General features: G+C 64.7%; 12 protein-coding genes. 7 read left to right on the top strand and 5 right to left on the bottom strand.

Going from position 1 to position 14,729, the window contains the following annotated elements:
- Positions 1-6 precede the first annotated feature (6 nt).
- Positions 7-1,860 carry a sigma-54-dependent Fis family transcriptional regulator gene (locus ACNQP3_RS02895; protein WP_060493805.1) on the bottom strand — a complete coding sequence of 618 codons (1,854 nt, stop codon included), beginning with the start codon at positions 1,858-1,860 and terminating at the stop codon, positions 7-9.
- A 283-nt stretch (positions 1,861-2,143) separates the two neighbouring features.
- Here ACNQP3_RS02895 and ACNQP3_RS02890 point away from each other — a divergent pair, with 283 nt between their 5' ends.
- The 7 genes from ACNQP3_RS02890 (at position 2,144) to ACNQP3_RS02860 (ending at position 10,107) form a co-directional block, all read left to right on the top strand.
- Entirely contained in the window at positions 2,144-3,199 is a 1,056-nt protein-coding gene (locus tag ACNQP3_RS02890; protein ID WP_060493806.1) for an ATP-NAD kinase family protein, read from the top strand.
- A 22-nt stretch (positions 3,200-3,221) separates the two neighbouring features.
- Positions 3,222-4,199 carry a thiamine pyrophosphate-dependent dehydrogenase E1 component subunit alpha gene (locus ACNQP3_RS02885; RefSeq protein ID WP_012270322.1) on the top strand — a complete coding sequence of 326 codons (978 nt, stop codon included), beginning with the start codon at positions 3,222-3,224 and terminating at the stop codon, positions 4,197-4,199.
- Positions 4,200-4,232: 33 nt separating this feature from the next.
- A complete protein-coding gene (locus ACNQP3_RS02880; protein ID WP_012270321.1) occupies positions 4,233-5,255 on the top strand; it encodes an alpha-ketoacid dehydrogenase subunit beta in 1,023 nt (340 codons plus the stop codon).
- Positions 5,252-6,358: an acetoin dehydrogenase dihydrolipoyllysine-residue acetyltransferase subunit gene (locus ACNQP3_RS02875; RefSeq protein ID WP_264316771.1), complete on the top strand. Its 1,107-nt coding sequence runs from the start codon at positions 5,252-5,254 to the stop codon at positions 6,356-6,358. Before ACNQP3_RS02880 ends, ACNQP3_RS02875 begins: the two co-directional genes overlap by 4 nt.
- Before the next feature lie 52 nt (positions 6,359-6,410).
- Positions 6,411-7,475, top strand: a complete 1,065-nt coding sequence (locus ACNQP3_RS02870) for a 2,3-butanediol dehydrogenase (protein WP_256217834.1) — start codon at positions 6,411-6,413, stop codon at positions 7,473-7,475.
- 226 nt (positions 7,476-7,701) lie between these two features.
- Positions 7,702-9,435 (top strand): C13 family peptidase, encoded by a 1,734-nt coding sequence (locus ACNQP3_RS02865; protein WP_060493808.1) that lies wholly within the window; start codon positions 7,702-7,704, stop codon positions 9,433-9,435.
- Between the two features lie 27 nt (positions 9,436-9,462).
- Positions 9,463-10,107 (top strand): oxidoreductase, encoded by a 645-nt coding sequence (locus ACNQP3_RS02860; protein WP_012270317.1) that lies wholly within the window; start codon positions 9,463-9,465, stop codon positions 10,105-10,107.
- 48 nt (positions 10,108-10,155) lie between these two features.
- Here ACNQP3_RS02860 and ACNQP3_RS02855 read toward each other — a convergent pair whose 3' ends face one another.
- The 4 genes from ACNQP3_RS02855 to ACNQP3_RS02840 form a co-directional block, all read right to left on the bottom strand.
- On the bottom strand, positions 10,156-10,443 hold the full coding sequence (locus ACNQP3_RS02855) for a YceK/YidQ family lipoprotein (protein WP_012270316.1): 288 nt from the start codon (positions 10,441-10,443) through the stop codon (positions 10,156-10,158).
- Positions 10,440-11,069, bottom strand: a complete 630-nt coding sequence (gene ubiX / locus ACNQP3_RS02850; protein ID WP_264316770.1) for a flavin prenyltransferase UbiX — start codon at positions 11,067-11,069, stop codon at positions 10,440-10,442. The genes ACNQP3_RS02855 and ubiX overlap by 4 nt, the downstream gene beginning before the upstream one ends.
- A complete protein-coding gene (gene mpl, locus ACNQP3_RS02845; RefSeq protein WP_012270314.1) occupies positions 11,066-12,415 on the bottom strand; it encodes a UDP-N-acetylmuramate:L-alanyl-gamma-D-glutamyl-meso-diaminopimelate ligase in 1,350 nt (449 codons plus the stop codon). The genes ubiX and mpl overlap by 4 nt, the downstream gene beginning before the upstream one ends.
- A gap of 66 nt (positions 12,416-12,481) precedes the next feature.
- A complete protein-coding gene (locus tag ACNQP3_RS02840; RefSeq protein WP_060494384.1) occupies positions 12,482-14,497 on the bottom strand; it encodes a sigma-54-dependent Fis family transcriptional regulator in 2,016 nt (671 codons plus the stop codon).
- Between the last annotated feature and the right edge of the window lie 232 nt (positions 14,498-14,729).

The raw sequence follows: 14,729 nt of genomic DNA, 5'->3' as shown, positions 1-14,729 counted from the left end.
ATGGCCCTACCCCTTCATCCGCGGCATCTCGATACGATGCTCATGCACCCGTCGATACAGGGTCGCCCGCGAGATCCCCAAAGCCCGCGCCGCATCCGCTGGCTTCCAGCGATGACGGATCAATGCATCCAGCAGCAACTGCCGGGCCGGGCACGATACGCCGCTTTCAGCCGAAACAACCGCGTCACCGCGAACCTCATGCGGCAGGTCCTGCAAGTGCAACTGCCCGCCCTCGCTCACCGCACAGGCATAGCGCAACACCTGCCGCAGCTGGCGCAAATTGCCCGGCCAGCGATAAACCAGCAACGCCTGCAGCGCAGCATCGGCCAGTACCACCTCCACTCCACAGGCCAGGGCTTCTTCGGCCAGCAGCTGGTGAATCAACCCCAAGCGGTCCTCGCGCTCACGCAGCGGCGGCAGCTCGAACCGGGCATTGGCCAGGCGGAAATACAGATCCTCACGAAAACGCCCGTCCGCCACCATGGTTGCCAGGTCGCGGTGAGTGGCACAGATCACCTGAATGTCCACCCGCTCGCGCCGTGCAGCACCCAGCGGCGCCACTTCGCCCTCGGCCAGCACCCGCAACAAGCGGGTTTGCAGGTGCAACGGCATATCGCCGATTTCGTCCAGGAACAGCGTACCGCCATCGGCCTGCTGCAACAGCCCCTGCATGCCTTTGCTGGAAGCCCCGGTAAAGGCTCCTGCGACATAGCCGAACAACTCGCTCTCGATCAGGCTTTCCGGGATGGCCGCGCAGTTCAGTGTGACGAACGGGCCGTCGCGGCGCAGGCTTTGCTGGTGCAACTGGCGGGCAAAGACCTCTTTGCCAGCACCGGTTTCGCCTAGCACCAGCACCGCCAGGTTGCAGTCCTTGACCCGCGTGGCCAACCGCAGGTGCTGCTCGATCCGCGCGTCCTGGGCCTGATGCAACGGCTGCGCGCGCTCGCGTCGTTGCGGCGCGCTGACCCGGCCATACAAACCACCCAAGCCGGGCAGGCGCTGGGCTGAAGTCGCGCTCACCCGGCGCAACTGGTCTAGGTCGAACAGTTCGCCAATATGCTCGGGCAAACGCCCCAAGCGCTCCACCAAGCGTTGCCGCGCCAGGCTGTTGATGGCCTGCAAGCGGCCATCGGCATCCCAGGCCAGCAGGTAATCGGGCTGGCTTTCCACATAACCTGGCGTGCCATGGGCACGCATCACCCAATGGCCCTGGGCACTGTGCATGAAGAAGGCGTTTTCGATCTCGCGGGCCGTCTGCTCGACCAGTTGCCGGATCAGGTGCTGGCTGCGCCGATCGTCTGGCGACTGCAAGGCTGATACATCCACCACACCCAAAAGCTCGCCCAACGGGTCGAATACCGGTGCGGCAGTGCAGGTAAGGCCGATGAAGGCAGCGCGAAAGTGATCGCGCTTGTGCACCGTGACCGGGGCCTTGCTGGTCAGCACCGCCGCCACGCCGCAGGTGCCCTCCTCGCCCTCTGACCAGCAGGTGCCCAAGTACAGCCCGGCTTTGCGGCAGTCGTTGCGGATGGCCGACTCGACCCGATAATCGATGGTGCGCCCCTGGGCGTCGGTCAGCAGCACGCAGTAGTCGGCGCCGCGCACCCGCTCATGCAGGCGTGCCACGGCATCGCTGGCGATACGCAGGAACAGCTCGGCGCGTTCGCGGCATTCGTTGAGCAGGCTTTGGGAAAGGATACGCGGCCCCTGCTGGGACCCAGGGTCGAGGCGGTACAGCTCCATGGAGCGGCGCCATGAGTCGAGGATCAGCGCAGGAACCGGCGCCTGTGGCAGGCGATCGGCATTCTTCAGCACCCTGCTGACGCAGTCGACGTGGGCTCGGGAGTTCGCGGCAAGCATTCAGGCCCTCCGGTTCTCGTTGCTGTTTTTATCGTTGTCCGGCCATTAAGCGCCTCTGTGCATGCCCCGACAAGCACTGTGTGATTACTGCCGAGCTTGAGACGCAGCGTCTCAGCGTCTCGGCATGGCCAGCCCCGCGCTGGCACCCGGCGTCTCGTCGGCGCCGCCGTGCAGGCCTGCCATAACTCGACCAAAGCCCTCTAGCGCGGCCACTTCAGCCAAGGCGAAGAAAGCTGGCACCGCGCTTGCTCAAGCCCTTGCAAACAAAAATACGAGGTGCGCCATGCCGCTACCCGCCCCGATTGTCGGGATCATTGCCAACCCTGCCTCTGGCCGCGACCTACGCCGCCTGACCGCCAATGCCGGGCTCTATTCGAGCACCGACAAAGCCTCGGCGATTCAACGCCTGCTCGCAGCCTTCGGCGCCACCGGCATCGGCCAGGTGCTGCTGCCCAGCGACATGACCGGCATCGCCGCCGCTGTACTCAAGGCCAGCCAGGGCCCAGGGGCCCACGATCAGCACTGGCCGGCCATCGAGATCCTCGACCTGCCACTGACCCAGACCGTGGCCGATACCCACCTGGCTACCCGGCGCATGGTCGAGCGTGGCGTGTCGATGATCGCTGTGCTGGGTGGCGACGGCACCCACAAGGCGGTCGCCGCCCAAGCCGGTGACGTACCGCTGCTGACCCTGTCCACCGGTACCAACAACGCCTTCCCCGAACTGCGCGAAGCCACCAGCGCGGGCCTGGCCGGCGGCCTGCTCGCCAGTGGCCGGGTGCCGGCCAGCATCGGCTTGCGCCGCAACAAGCGCCTGCTGGTGAACGTGCCAGAGCAACAGCTGGCGGAATGGGCCTTGGTCGAAGTGGCCGTGTCACCGCAACGCTTCATCGGTGCCCGCGCGCTCAGCCGCAGCGAGGACCTCTGCGAGGTCTTCGCCTGCTTCGCCGAGCCCCATGCCATCGGCCTGTCGGCCTTGTGCGGCCTGTGGTGCCCAGTATCGCGCCAGGACCCGCACGGCGCCTGGGTACGCCTGAACCCCGCTGCCGAGCAAGCGCTGCTCGTCCCCCTGGCCCCCGGCCTGCTGCAAGCCTGCGGCATTACCGCCAGCGGCCCACTGACGCCCGGCGTCGCCCATCGCCTGAGCCTGGCCAGCGGCACCCTGGCCCTGGATGGCGAACGTGAAATCGAATTTGCCGAACACGACACGCCCACCATCACCCTCGACCACCAAGGCCCGCTCAGCGTGGACGTCGAGGCCGTACTGGCGCATGCCGCTCGCCATCACCTGCTGGCCGTCCCGCGCGGCCACCGGCTGCACCCTGCAAACCCGTGTTGAGACAACCCTGGAGAACAACAAGATGTCCAATCAACTCAGTACCGAACAACTGCTGCATGCCTATGAAGTGATGCGCACCATCCGCGCCTTCGAAGAACGCCTGCACGTGGAATTCGCCACGGGCGAGATCCCCGGCTTCGTCCACCTGTATGCCGGCGAAGAAGCCTCCGCCGCCGGGGTCATGGCCCACCTGCGCGACAGCGACTGCATCGCCTCGACCCACCGCGGCCATGGCCACTGTATCGCCAAGGGCGTGGACGTGTACGGCATGATGGCCGAGATCTACGGCAAGAAAACCGGGGTATGCGGCGGCAAGGGCGGCTCGATGCACATTGCCGACCTGGAAAAGGGAATGCTCGGTGCCAACGGCATCGTCGGTGCTGGCGCTCCGCTGGTGGCCGGGGCCGCGCTGGCGGCCAAACTCAAGGGCCGTGACGACGTGTCGGTGGCGTTCTTCGGCGATGGCGCCTCCAACGAGGGAGCCGTGTTCGAAGCCATGAACATGGCGTCGATCATGAACTTGCCGTGCATCTTCGTGGCCGAAAACAACGGCTACGCCGAGGCCACCGCCTCCAACTGGTCGGTCGCCTGCGACCACATCGCCGACCGCGCTGCTGGCTTTGGCATGCCAGGCGTCACCATCGACGGCTTCGACTTCTTTGCCGTGTACGAGGCCGCAGGCGCGGCCATCGAGCGCGCACGTTCCGGGCAAGGCCCGTCGCTGATCGAGGTCAAGCTCAGCCGCTACTACGGCCACTTCGAGGGCGATGCGCAAACCTACCGCGCCCCCGATGAAGTGAAAAACCTGCGCGAATCCCGCGACTGCCTGATGCAGTTCCGTAACAAGACCACCCGCGCCGGCCTGCTCACTGCCGAGCAACTGGACGCCATCGACGCGCGCATCGAGGACCTGATCGAAGACGCCGTGCGCCGCGCCAAATCCGATCCCAAGCCACAGCCCGCCGACCTGCTCACCGACGTCTACGTCGCCTACCCCTGAGCCGCGGATTACAAGAACAACAGGAGAACCACCATGGCAAGAAAGATCAGCTACCAGCAGGCCATCAACGAAGCCCTGGCCCAGGAAATGCGCCGTGACAATACCGTGTTCATCATCGGCGAAGACGTCGCCGGTGGTGCCGGTGCACCCGGCGAGGATGACGCCTGGGGTGGCGTGCTGGGGGTGACCAAAGGCCTGTACCACCAATTCCCCGGCCGCGTGCTCGACGCGCCGCTGTCGGAAATCGGCTATGTCGGCGCCGCGGTCGGTGCCGCCACCCAGGGCCTGCGCCCGGTGTGCGAACTGATGTTCGTCGACTTCGCCGGCTGCTGCCTGGACCAGATCCTCAACCAGGCCGCCAAGTTCCGCTACATGTTCGGCGGCAAGGCGGTCACCCCGCTGGTGATGCGCACGATGTACGGCGCCGGCCTGCGCGCGGCAGCCCAGCATTCGCAGATGCTCACCTCGCTATGGACGCACATCCCCGGCCTGAAGGTGGTGTGTCCGTCCTCGCCCTACGATGCCAAGGGCCTGTTGATCCAGGCGATCCGTGACAACGACCCGGTAATTTTCTGCGAACACAAGCTGCTGTACAGCATGCAAGGCGAAGTGCCAGAAGAGGTGTACACCGTGCCGTTCGGCGAAGCCAACTTCCTGCGCGATGGCGACGACGTGACCCTGGTGACCTATGGACGCATGGTCCACGTGGCACTTGAAGCGGCCAACAATCTGGCCCGCCAGGGCATCGACTGCGAGGTGCTGGACTTGCGCACCACCAGCCCGCTGGACGAAGACAGCATTCTGGAAAGCGTGGAGAAGACCGGCCGGCTGGTGGTGATCGATGAAGCCAACCCGCGCTGTTCGATGGCCACCGACATCAGCGCGCTGGTGGCGCAGAAGGCCTTCGGCGCACTCAAGGGCCCGATCGAAATGGTCACCGCGCCGCACACCCCGGTGCCGTTCTCCGACGCACTGGAAGACCTGTACATCCCTGACGCGGCGAAGATCGAAACTGCCGTGCGCAAGGTGATCGAAGCTGCAAGGAGTGCCGCATGAGCCAGATCCATACCCTGACCATGCCCAAGTGGGGCTTGTCGATGACCGAGGGCCGGGTGGACGCCTGGCTCAAGCAGGAAGGTGACGAAATCAACAAGGGCGACGAGGTGCTGGACGTCGAGACCGACAAGATCAGCAGCAGCGTCGAAGCCCCGTTCAGTGGTGTACTGCGCCGCCAGGTGGCCAGGCCGGATGAAACCCTGCCGGTCGGCGCGCTACTGGCAGTGGTGGTGGAAGGCGAAGCCGAAGAAGCAGAAATCGATGCGCTGGTGCAACGCTTCCAGGCCGAGTTCGTCGCCGAAGGGGGCGCCGATCAGGCACAAGGGCCGGCCCCGCAGAAGGCGGAAGTCGGTGGCCGCCTGCTGCGCTGGTTCGAGCTGGGCGAAGGCGGCACGCCGCTGGTGCTGGTGCACGGTTTTGGCGGCGACCTCAACAACTGGCTGTTCAACCACCCGGCGCTGGCCGCCGAACGCCGCGTAATCGCCCTGGACCTGCCGGGGCACGGCGAGTCGGCCAAGGCCCTGCAACGGGGTGACCTGGACGAGCTGAGCGAAACCGTGCTGGCCTTGCTCGACCACCTGGACATCGCCAAGGCCCACCTGGCGGGCCATTCCATGGGCGGTGCGGTAAGCCTCAACGTGGCGCGCCTGGCGCCGCAGCGGGTGGCCAGCCTGAGCCTGGTGGCCAGTGCCGGGCTGGGTGACGCAATCAACGGGCAGTACCTGCAAGGTTTTGTCAGCGCCGCCAACCGCAATGCGCTTAAACCACAAATGGTGCAGCTGTTTGCCGACCCGGCGCTGGTCACCCGGCAAATGCTTGAGGACATGCTCAAGTTCAAGCGCCTGGAAGGTGTTGATGATGCCTTGCGCCAGCTGGCATCGGCCCTCGCCGACGGCGACCGGCAGCGCCACGACCTGCGCGGGGTGTTGGGACAGCACCCGGCACTGGTGGTGTGGGGCGGCAAGGACGCGATCATCTCGGCCAGCCATGCCGAAGGCCTGGAGGCAGAAGTACTGGTGCTGCCGGAGGCTGGGCATATGGTGCAGATGGAAGCGGCTGAACAGGTCAACCAGCAACTGCTCGCGTTCCTGCGCAAGCACTAAGCCCTTTCCGTGAGCCTGGAGAACAACAATGAACGACCTGAGCCACACCCATATGCGCGCCGCCGTCTGGCATGGCCGCAACGATATTCGCGTCGAACAGGTACCCCTGCCAGCCGACCCTGCGCCGGGCTGGGTACAGATCAAGGTGGACTGGTGCGGCATCTGCGGCTCCGACCTGCACGAATACGTCGCCGGCCCGGTATTCATCCCGGTGGAGGCCCCGCACCCACTGACTGGCATTCAGGGCCAGTGCATCCTCGGCCACGAATTTTGCGGCCAGATCGCCAAGCTGGGTGAAGGCGTGGAAGGCTTTGCGGTCGGCGACCCGGTGGCCGCAGACGCCTGCCAGCATTGCGGCAACTGCTACTACTGCACCCACGGCCTGTACAACATCTGCGAGCGCCTGGCCTTCACCGGCCTGATGAACAACGGCGCCTTCGCCGAGTTGGTCAACGTGCCTGCCAACCTGCTCTACCGGCTGCCGCAGGGCTTCCCTGCTGAAGCCGGGGCACTGATCGAGCCGCTGGCAGTGGGCATGCATGCAGTGAAAAAGGCGGGCAGCCTGCTCGGCCAAACCGTGGTGGTGGTGGGTGCTGGTACCATTGGCCTGTGTACCATCATGTGCGCCAAGGCTGCGGGAGCAGCGCAGGTCATTGCCCTTGAGATGTCCTCGGCGCGCAAGGCCAAAGCCAAGGAAGTCGGTGCCAGCGTGGTGCTGGACCCCAGCCAGTGCGATGCCCTGGCGCAAATCCGCGCACTCACTGCCGGGTTGGGGGCGGATGTGAGCTTTGAGTGCATCGGCAACAAGCACACGGCCAAGTTGGCCATCGACACCATCCGCAAGGCGGGCAAGTGTGTGCTGGTGGGCATTTTCGAAGAGCCTAGCGAGTTCAACTTTTTCGAGCTGGTGTCCACCGAGAAGCAGGTGCTGGGGGCGTTGGCGTACAACGGTGAATTTGCCGATGTGATTGCCTTTATCGCTGATGGACGACTGGATATTCGCCCCTTGGTGACCGGGCGGATCGGGCTGGAGCAGATTGTCGAGCTGGGCTTCGAGGAACTGGTGAACAACAAGGAAGAGAACGTGAAGATCATCGTTTCACCGGGCGTGCGCTGAAGCCATTGGTTGGGGCAAACACTTGCATATGGCACCAATCCCTGTGAGAGCGGGTTTACCCGCGAAGAATGCGACGCGGTGCATGGCACCGGCTTCGCCGGTGTTCGCGGCCAAAGCCGCTCCCACAGGTACCGCGTGAGCTTTAGGGGCCGTACAAGCCTTGCGCTCCCTGTCTCAGGATCCCATTCTGCGTCATACTCGGCAGACCTATTGCCCGGTCCTCGCCATGCGTCCACTGCTCCCCATTACCCTGGTCCTGCTGCTCGCCGCCTGTGGCGATGGCGAATCGCTGCTTCCGCCAGACGCGCGCCTGCCTGACGGCGGGCGTTACCGGGGGCAGGTGGTCGATGGCCTGCTGCAGGGTGAGGGCCGGATCGACTACCCCAACGGCAGCTGGTACGCCGGCAGCTTCAAGGATGGCCAGTGGCACGGCCAGGGCGAATGGCATGGCCAGAACGGCGAGGTGTACCGTGGCCAGTTCGCCGAGGGGCTGTTCCAGGGCCTGGGCGATTTGACCACCCCGGGCAGCCACTATGGCGGCACGTTCAAGCATGGCCGTCGCGACGGCGAAGGCACCCTCAAGCAGGCCGACCAGACCTACCGCGGCCAGTTCAAGGACGACCTCTACGACGGCGCGGGCGAGCTGGAACTGGCCGATGGCAGCCGCTACCAGGGGCTGTTCGCCAAAGGCAAGCCCAACGGTGCCGGCGTGCGCAGCGACGCCAGCGGCAACCAGTTCAGCGGCCACTTCATCAACGGCCAGTTACAAGGCAGCGGCACCTTCGACAGCGTTGACGGCGAGCAGTACATCGGTGAGTTCAAGGACAACCGCCTGGAGGGCCGTGGCCGCTACGAAAATGCCGATGGCGATGTATGGATCGGTGAATTCAAGGATGGCTCGCTGGTGGGTGAAGGCGAACTGCTGGGCAGCGATGGCAGCCACTACAAAGGCGAGTTCGCCGATTGGCGCCTATCGGGCCAAGGCAGCCTGCAACTGGCCGACGGCAGCCAGTACATCGGCGGCTTCCTCAATGATGCCTACCATGGCCATGGCCGATTGATCCTGCCCAGCGGCAAGGTTGAAAGCGGCGTGTGGGCAAATGGCGTGCGCGTGCGTGACCAGAAAGGCAAGCTGCTGCCCGACCCACTGGACCTGGCACTGCTCAACCAGGGCCGGCTGCTGGAAGAAGCGCTGGCCAGGGTGCCGCGCTCGGCGCCCCCGATCCAGCTGTACAGCCTGGTGGTGGCCGGCGATGGCCAGCAGAGCGTGTTCCTGCGTGAAGCCGATTATGTCAGCAACATGCTCAAGGTGCGCTTTGGTGCCCGTGGCCAGGTGACCCTGGTCAACCACCGCGACCATATGGCCACCCGCCCCATGGCCACCCGCGAGAACCTCACCCGTGCCGCCAGCACGCTGGCCGAACGCAGCGGCCCCGAAGACCTGGTGTTCATCTACCTCACCAGCCATGGCAGCCAGGACCACCAGTTGGTGCTCGACCAGCCGCGCCTGCAGCTGGCCGACCTGTCCGCCGACGAGCTGGCCACCGCCCTGGCGCCGTTGAAGGACCGCGACAAGGTAATCGTCATATCCGCCTGCTATTCAGGGGGCTATATCGCCCCTCTCAAAGATGAGCGCACGCTGATCATGACCGCCGCCCGGGCCGACCGCGTCTCCTTCGGCTGCTCGGAAGAGGCCGACTTCACCTACTTTGGCGATGCCTTGTTCGCCGAAGCGCTGAACCAGACCGACGACCTGAAACAGGCGTTTGAACTGGCGCGCGCCAGCGTTGCCGAACGAGAACAAAGGGAAGGCTTCGAGGCCTCTGAACCGCAGCTATGGGCGCCGCCAGCCGTGCTTGAACACTGGCAGCACCTGCGCCGCCAACAGGCCGAAGAAGCTTTGCGTAACGCCGCACAAGCCGCCGTGGGGGAACAGGCAAAAACGCCCCGCAGCCACTAAGCTTGTGTGTAACAAGGGAGAGACATCATGTATTTGACGCCTCAGCATGTCCTGCTTGCCGGTGCCACGGGCCTGACGGGTGAACACCTGCTGGACCGCCTGCTCAACGAGCCCACCATTACCCGCGTATTGGCGCCCACCCGCCGGCCACTGGCCGAGCACCCACACCTGGAAAACCCGGTGGGCGACCCGGCGGTGTTCCTCCCGCAGCTGGCCGGGCGCGTCGATATTGCCTATTGCTGCCTGGGCACCACGTTGAAACAGGCCGGCTCCGAGTCGGCCTTCCGCGCGGTGGACCTGGACATGGTGGTGGCGTTCAGCAAACGCGCAAGGGAAATGGGCGCACGGCATCTGCTGGTGGTCAGTGCAGTAGGCGCCGACCCCAAGTCGTCAATTTTCTATAACCGGGTCAAGGGCGAGATGGAAGAAGCGCTCAAGGCTCAGGACTGGCCACAGCTGACCATCGTGCGGCCCTCCTTCCTGCTGGGCGAGCGGATAGAGCCACGGCTCACTGAGCAGCTGGTTGCGCCACTTTCCAGGTTGATTCCTGGCAAGTACCGGGGGATCGAGGCGTGTACCCTGGCGCGGGCGTTGTGGCGACTGGCGCTTGAGGAAGAAGACGGGATACGGATTGTGGAGTCCGATGAATTGCGCAAGCTGGGCAAAAAATAGGGGGTTACCTGCCAGGGCCTCTTCGCGGGCAACCCAGCGAAAGGGCCCTTAAAGGCCGCCTGTGGCCTGGAAGCCTACACCTGCCGCTGTCAGTAAGGATAACGGCAACAACAGGGTATCGAGCAGCATGCTCCCCGGCAGGTCCAACCCCGGATAGGCCGGCGCATCAGCCCCATAATGATCACGCGGGCAGCACCCGCCGTTGATCACATACAAATCCAGCCGGGTGCCGGCATATACCACCGGTGCCCCAGGCTTGGCGGCATCCAGCGTGCGCACCGTGGCACAACCACTCAACAGCCCCAGCGCCAGCAAACTGGCCAGCGCTCGCTTCAATCATCCACCCCAAAATGATGCTCGCCCCAACGCGGCAGCATGTCCTGGGGGATGTTCAGCAGGTTGAGAATGCGCGCCACGACAAAGTCGACCAGGTCGTCGATGGTCTGTGGCTGGTGATAGAAGCCCGGCGCCGCCGGCAGGATCACCGCGCCCATTTGCGACAGCTTGAGCATGTTTTCCAGGTGGATGGTGGAGAACGGTGCTTCGCGTGGTACCAGGATCAGCTGGCGACGCTCCTTGAGGGTAACGTCGGCAGCCCGCTCGATCAGGTTGTTGCACGCACCGGTGGCAATCGCCGACAACGTGCCGGTAGAACTCGGCACCACCACCATCGCTGCTGGGGCGCCAGAGCCCGAGGCCACGGGCGACATCCAGTCCTCCTTGCCGTACACACGGATCTGCCCATCGGCGGCGCCGGTGTACTCCGTCAGAAAGGCCTGCATTGCCTGGGGCTTGGCCGGCAGCAACACATCCGTCTCGGTGGCCATTACCAACTGCGCGGCCTTTGAGATGAGGAAATGTACCTCGCGGTCCTCACGCACCAGGCAATCGAGCAAGCGCAGGCCATATTGGGCGCCAGAGGCGCCCGTCATGGCCAGGGTGATGCGTTGCGGCCCGTTCACTTCAGCGCCTCGGCCAACTTGCCGTGCAGGCCACCGAAACCGCCGTTGCTCATGATCACCACATGGGTGCCTGGGCGAGCCTGGCCTTTGACCCGTTCGATGATCGCTTCGAGGCTGTCGGCCACCACGCTCGGCACCTTGCATTGGGCGGCGGTGGCGGCCAGGTCCCAGCCGAGGTTGGCCGGTGCATACCAGATCACCTGGTCCGCATCGTTGACGCTTTCTGGCAGGCCGTCACGGTGAGCACCAAGCTTCATTGAGTTGGAGCGTGGCTCGATCACCGCGATCACCGGTGCCTCGCCAACACGCTTGCGCAGGCCGTCGAGGGTGGTGGCAATGGCGGTCGGGTGGTGGGCGAAGTCATCGTAGATGGTCACGCCCTGCACTTCGGCCACCTTCTCCATGCGCCGCTTGACGCTCTTGAAGGCACTCAGGCCAGCGATCCCCATGGCCGGCACCACGCCAACATGGCGGGCCGCAGCCAGGGTGGCCAAGGCGTTGGCGACGTTGTGCTGGCCGGTCAGTGCCCAGTCCACCACGCCCTGCGCCTCGCCTTCGAACAACACTTCGAAGCGCGAGCCATCAGGGCTGAGCAGGCGAGCTTGCCACTGGCCTCCTTCACCGGTGGTTTGCACCGGGGTCCAGCAGCCCATGCCGATCACTCGCTCCAGCGCTTGCTCGGTGGTCGGATGGATGACCAGGCCCTCGCTGGGGATGGTACGCACCAAGTGATGGAACTGTCGCTCGATCGAGGCCAGGTCCGGGAAGATGTCCGCGTGATCGAACTCAAGGTTGTTGAGGATCGCAGTACGTGGGTGGTAGTGAACGAACTTCGAGCGCTTGTCGAAGAACGCGCTGTCGTATTCGTCGGCTTCGACCACGAAGAACGGCGTGTCGCCCAAACGCGCCGACACCGAGAAGTTCTGCGGCACACCGCCAATCAGGAAGCCTGGGCTCATGCCGGCGTGCTCCAGCACCCAGGCCAGCATGCTGCTGGTGGTGGTCTTGCCGTGGGTACCGGCAACGGCCAGCACCCAACGGCCTTGCAGCACGTGGTCGGCCAGCCACTGCGGGCCGGAGACATAGGGCAGGCCCTTGTTCAGCACGTATTCAACCGCCGGGTTGCCGCGCGACATGGCGTTGCCGATGACCACCAGGTCTGGCGCCGGGTCCAGCTGAGCCGGGTCATAACCTTGGGTCAGTTCGATGCCCTGGGCTTCGAGCTGGGTGCTCATCGGGGGATAGACGTTGGCGTCCGAGCCGGTGACGCGGTGGCCAAGTTCCTTGGCCAGCACCGCCAGCGAGCCCATGAAAGTGCCGCAAATACCGAGAATGTGAATATGCATGGTCGACCTCGCAAAACATCGAGGCAGGGTAGCCCAGGGCGCGACAAATCGCACCCGCTGTTTCGCTCAGTCGGCCCTGGTGATGCCGTGTTTGCGCAGTTTTCGATACAAGGTATTGCGGCTGATGCCCAAGTGCTCGGCGACGCGGGTCAAGTGCCAGTGTTTTGCCTCCAGCATGGCCAGCAAAACTTGCCGTTCCGCATCCTGCAAAACCTGGTTACCCACGGATTCACCGTCAACTGCGGAATCAACGCAGGTTGTGCGGGAGCGGGCTTGCCCGCGAACGAGGGCAAAACCCTCGCCCTCATACGGCTGTGAGGCAGCCTTCGCGGGCAAGCCCGCTCCCACAGGATTGGCGTTGTTGCGGACGATGGTTGGGAGATCCGCCAATGCGATTCGGGAATCTTCGCAAAGCGCCACCAAGGTACGCAGCACATTGCGCATTTGCCGCACGTTCCCCGGCCAGGTGAATTCGAGCAGTGCCTGCCGCGCCCTGGGCTCGATGTCGATCAACTGCCCCTGCGCCTCCTGGCGCAGCAGGAAGTCCAGCAACTGCGCCTTGTCACTGCGCTCGCGCACCGCTGGCAACGCCACTTCCAGGCCATTGAGGCGGTAATAAAGGTCTTCGCGGAAACTGCCCTGCTCTACCCGCTCCAGCAAGTCACGGTGGGTGGCGCTGACAATGCGCACGTCCACCGCCTGCGGCTCGCCCCCGATCGGCACCACCTGGCGCTCCTCCAGTACCCGCAGCAGGCGGGTTTGCAGGGCCAGCGGCATGTCGCCGATCTCGTCCAGCAGCAAGGTGCCGCCGTCAGCCTGCAGCAGCTTGCCGCGCATGCCTTCCTTGCGCGCGCCGGTAAAACTGCCGCCACGGTACCCGAACAGCTCACTCTCGATCAGGCTTTCTGGGATCGACGCACAGTTGATGGCAACGAACGGCTTGCCGCGTCGCTCACTGGCCTGATGCACAGCCTGGGCGAAGGCCTCCTTGCCACAACCGGTCTCGCCGCGCAGCAGCAAGGGCACATCGCGCTCGAACACCCGCACGCTGCGCCGGAAGTCGTTTTGCAACGCCGGGTCGAGCAGGCAGACCAGCGGCTCTACTTCGCACGCGGGCCGCGGCTGGGCGGCTGGCACCGACCACACCGGCGCCCGGGCCTGCCCTCGCAGGCTGGCGAACACCTGGCGGCCGTCCAGGGTACGCAGCGGCCAGGCGGTGCTGCCGCCGGGCGTGGCGCGGCTGAACAATTCGTCATGGCTGCAGGCAAAAAATCGCTTCAATGGTTTGCCCAGCACACCGCCCCGCACAGTGCCCAGCAGGTTAAGCGCGCTCTGGTTGGCAGCGCAAATGCGCCCATCGCCGTCGAACGCCAGCAAGCCTTCGCTGAACAAGCCGACCGACTCGGCCTGCAGGTGAAAACGCAGCAGCCATTGCTGCTCGAAATGGCGAAGGAAGTAACAGCTTTCGATCATCTTCGCCGACAGGTTGACCAACGCCATGGTGTGGAACTGGCTTTGCCGTGATACGTCAGGACGCGCCGAGGACACGTCGAGTACCGCCAGCAACTCGCCATGCGGGTCGAACACTGGGCTGGCCGAGCAGGTCAGGCCGGTGTGGCGGCCACGGAAGTGCTCGTTCTGGTGGATAGTCAGCGCTTGGCGCTCGACCAGGCAGGTGCCGATGCCATTGGTGCCCTCGCGCGCCTCGCTCCAGTCGGCGCCCAGCCACAGCCCGGCACGCTCGAAGCTACGCCGCTCGGTGGGGGCGCTGACACAGTTGAGGATCACCCCGCGGGCGTCGGTCAGCAGCACTGCGTGGCCCGCGCCGGAAAGCTGCTGGTGCAGGCTGTTCATTTCATGGTCGGCAATTTGCAACACCTGGCGCAGGCGCTCGCGGCTTTCCAGCAGGCGCCCATGCTCAAGCACCACCGGCGCTTCGATCACCGTAGGGTCGAGGTGGTAGTCCTCCAGGCAGCGCAGCCAGGAGCGGGCGATGGACGGGTCACTGCCGCCCTCCCCAGCCCGACCATGGGCAACGCTATGGACCTGCTGGGCATGGCGACTGAAAGGGTTGCTCTGCATTGTTGTAGTTCTCCGCAGATAGAGCGTCAGCCCAGCATCCTCCACCCGGAAAGGCTTTGCAATGCACGCGCCTGTGACGTGTCGCAAATGGCACAAAATGTCACCCAGCGCGTACCGGCGCCGGCACAGCGACTGTTGATCAGCGCCGTGATACTGACCCAAGTCATTGATTTGCCTGGCACAGCCAACGCTGGCCCAACCTTTGCTCTACGCTTTTCAACTCCCTAACAAA

Source organism: Pseudomonas sp. LFS074, from assembly GCF_047978165.1.
Classification (GTDB): Bacteria; Pseudomonadota; Gammaproteobacteria; order Pseudomonadales; family Pseudomonadaceae; genus Aquipseudomonas; species Aquipseudomonas putida_P.
This window is presented reverse-complemented; position numbering and strand designations above follow the sequence as displayed.

Coding starts and splice junctions, on each gene's coding strand:
- ACNQP3_RS02895 (WP_060493805.1), bottom strand. CDS start 1,860: ATGCTTGCCGCGAACTCCCGAGCCCACGTCGACTGCGTCAGCAGGGTG.
- ACNQP3_RS02890 (WP_060493806.1), top strand. CDS start 2,144: ATGCCGCTACCCGCCCCGATTGTCGGGATCATTGCCAACCCTGCCTCT.
- ACNQP3_RS02885 (WP_012270322.1), top strand. CDS start 3,222: ATGTCCAATCAACTCAGTACCGAACAACTGCTGCATGCCTATGAAGTG.
- ACNQP3_RS02880 (WP_012270321.1), top strand. CDS start 4,233: ATGGCAAGAAAGATCAGCTACCAGCAGGCCATCAACGAAGCCCTGGCC.
- ACNQP3_RS02875 (WP_264316771.1), top strand. CDS start 5,252: ATGAGCCAGATCCATACCCTGACCATGCCCAAGTGGGGCTTGTCGATG.
- ACNQP3_RS02870 (WP_256217834.1), top strand. CDS start 6,411: ATGCGCGCCGCCGTCTGGCATGGCCGCAACGATATTCGCGTCGAACAG.
- ACNQP3_RS02865 (WP_060493808.1), top strand. CDS start 7,702: ATGCGTCCACTGCTCCCCATTACCCTGGTCCTGCTGCTCGCCGCCTGT.
- ACNQP3_RS02860 (WP_012270317.1), top strand. CDS start 9,463: ATGTATTTGACGCCTCAGCATGTCCTGCTTGCCGGTGCCACGGGCCTG.
- mpl (WP_012270314.1), bottom strand. CDS start 12,415: ATGCATATTCACATTCTCGGTATTTGCGGCACTTTCATGGGCTCGCTG.
- ACNQP3_RS02840 (WP_060494384.1), bottom strand. CDS start 14,497: ATGCAGAGCAACCCTTTCAGTCGCCATGCCCAGCAGGTCCATAGCGTT.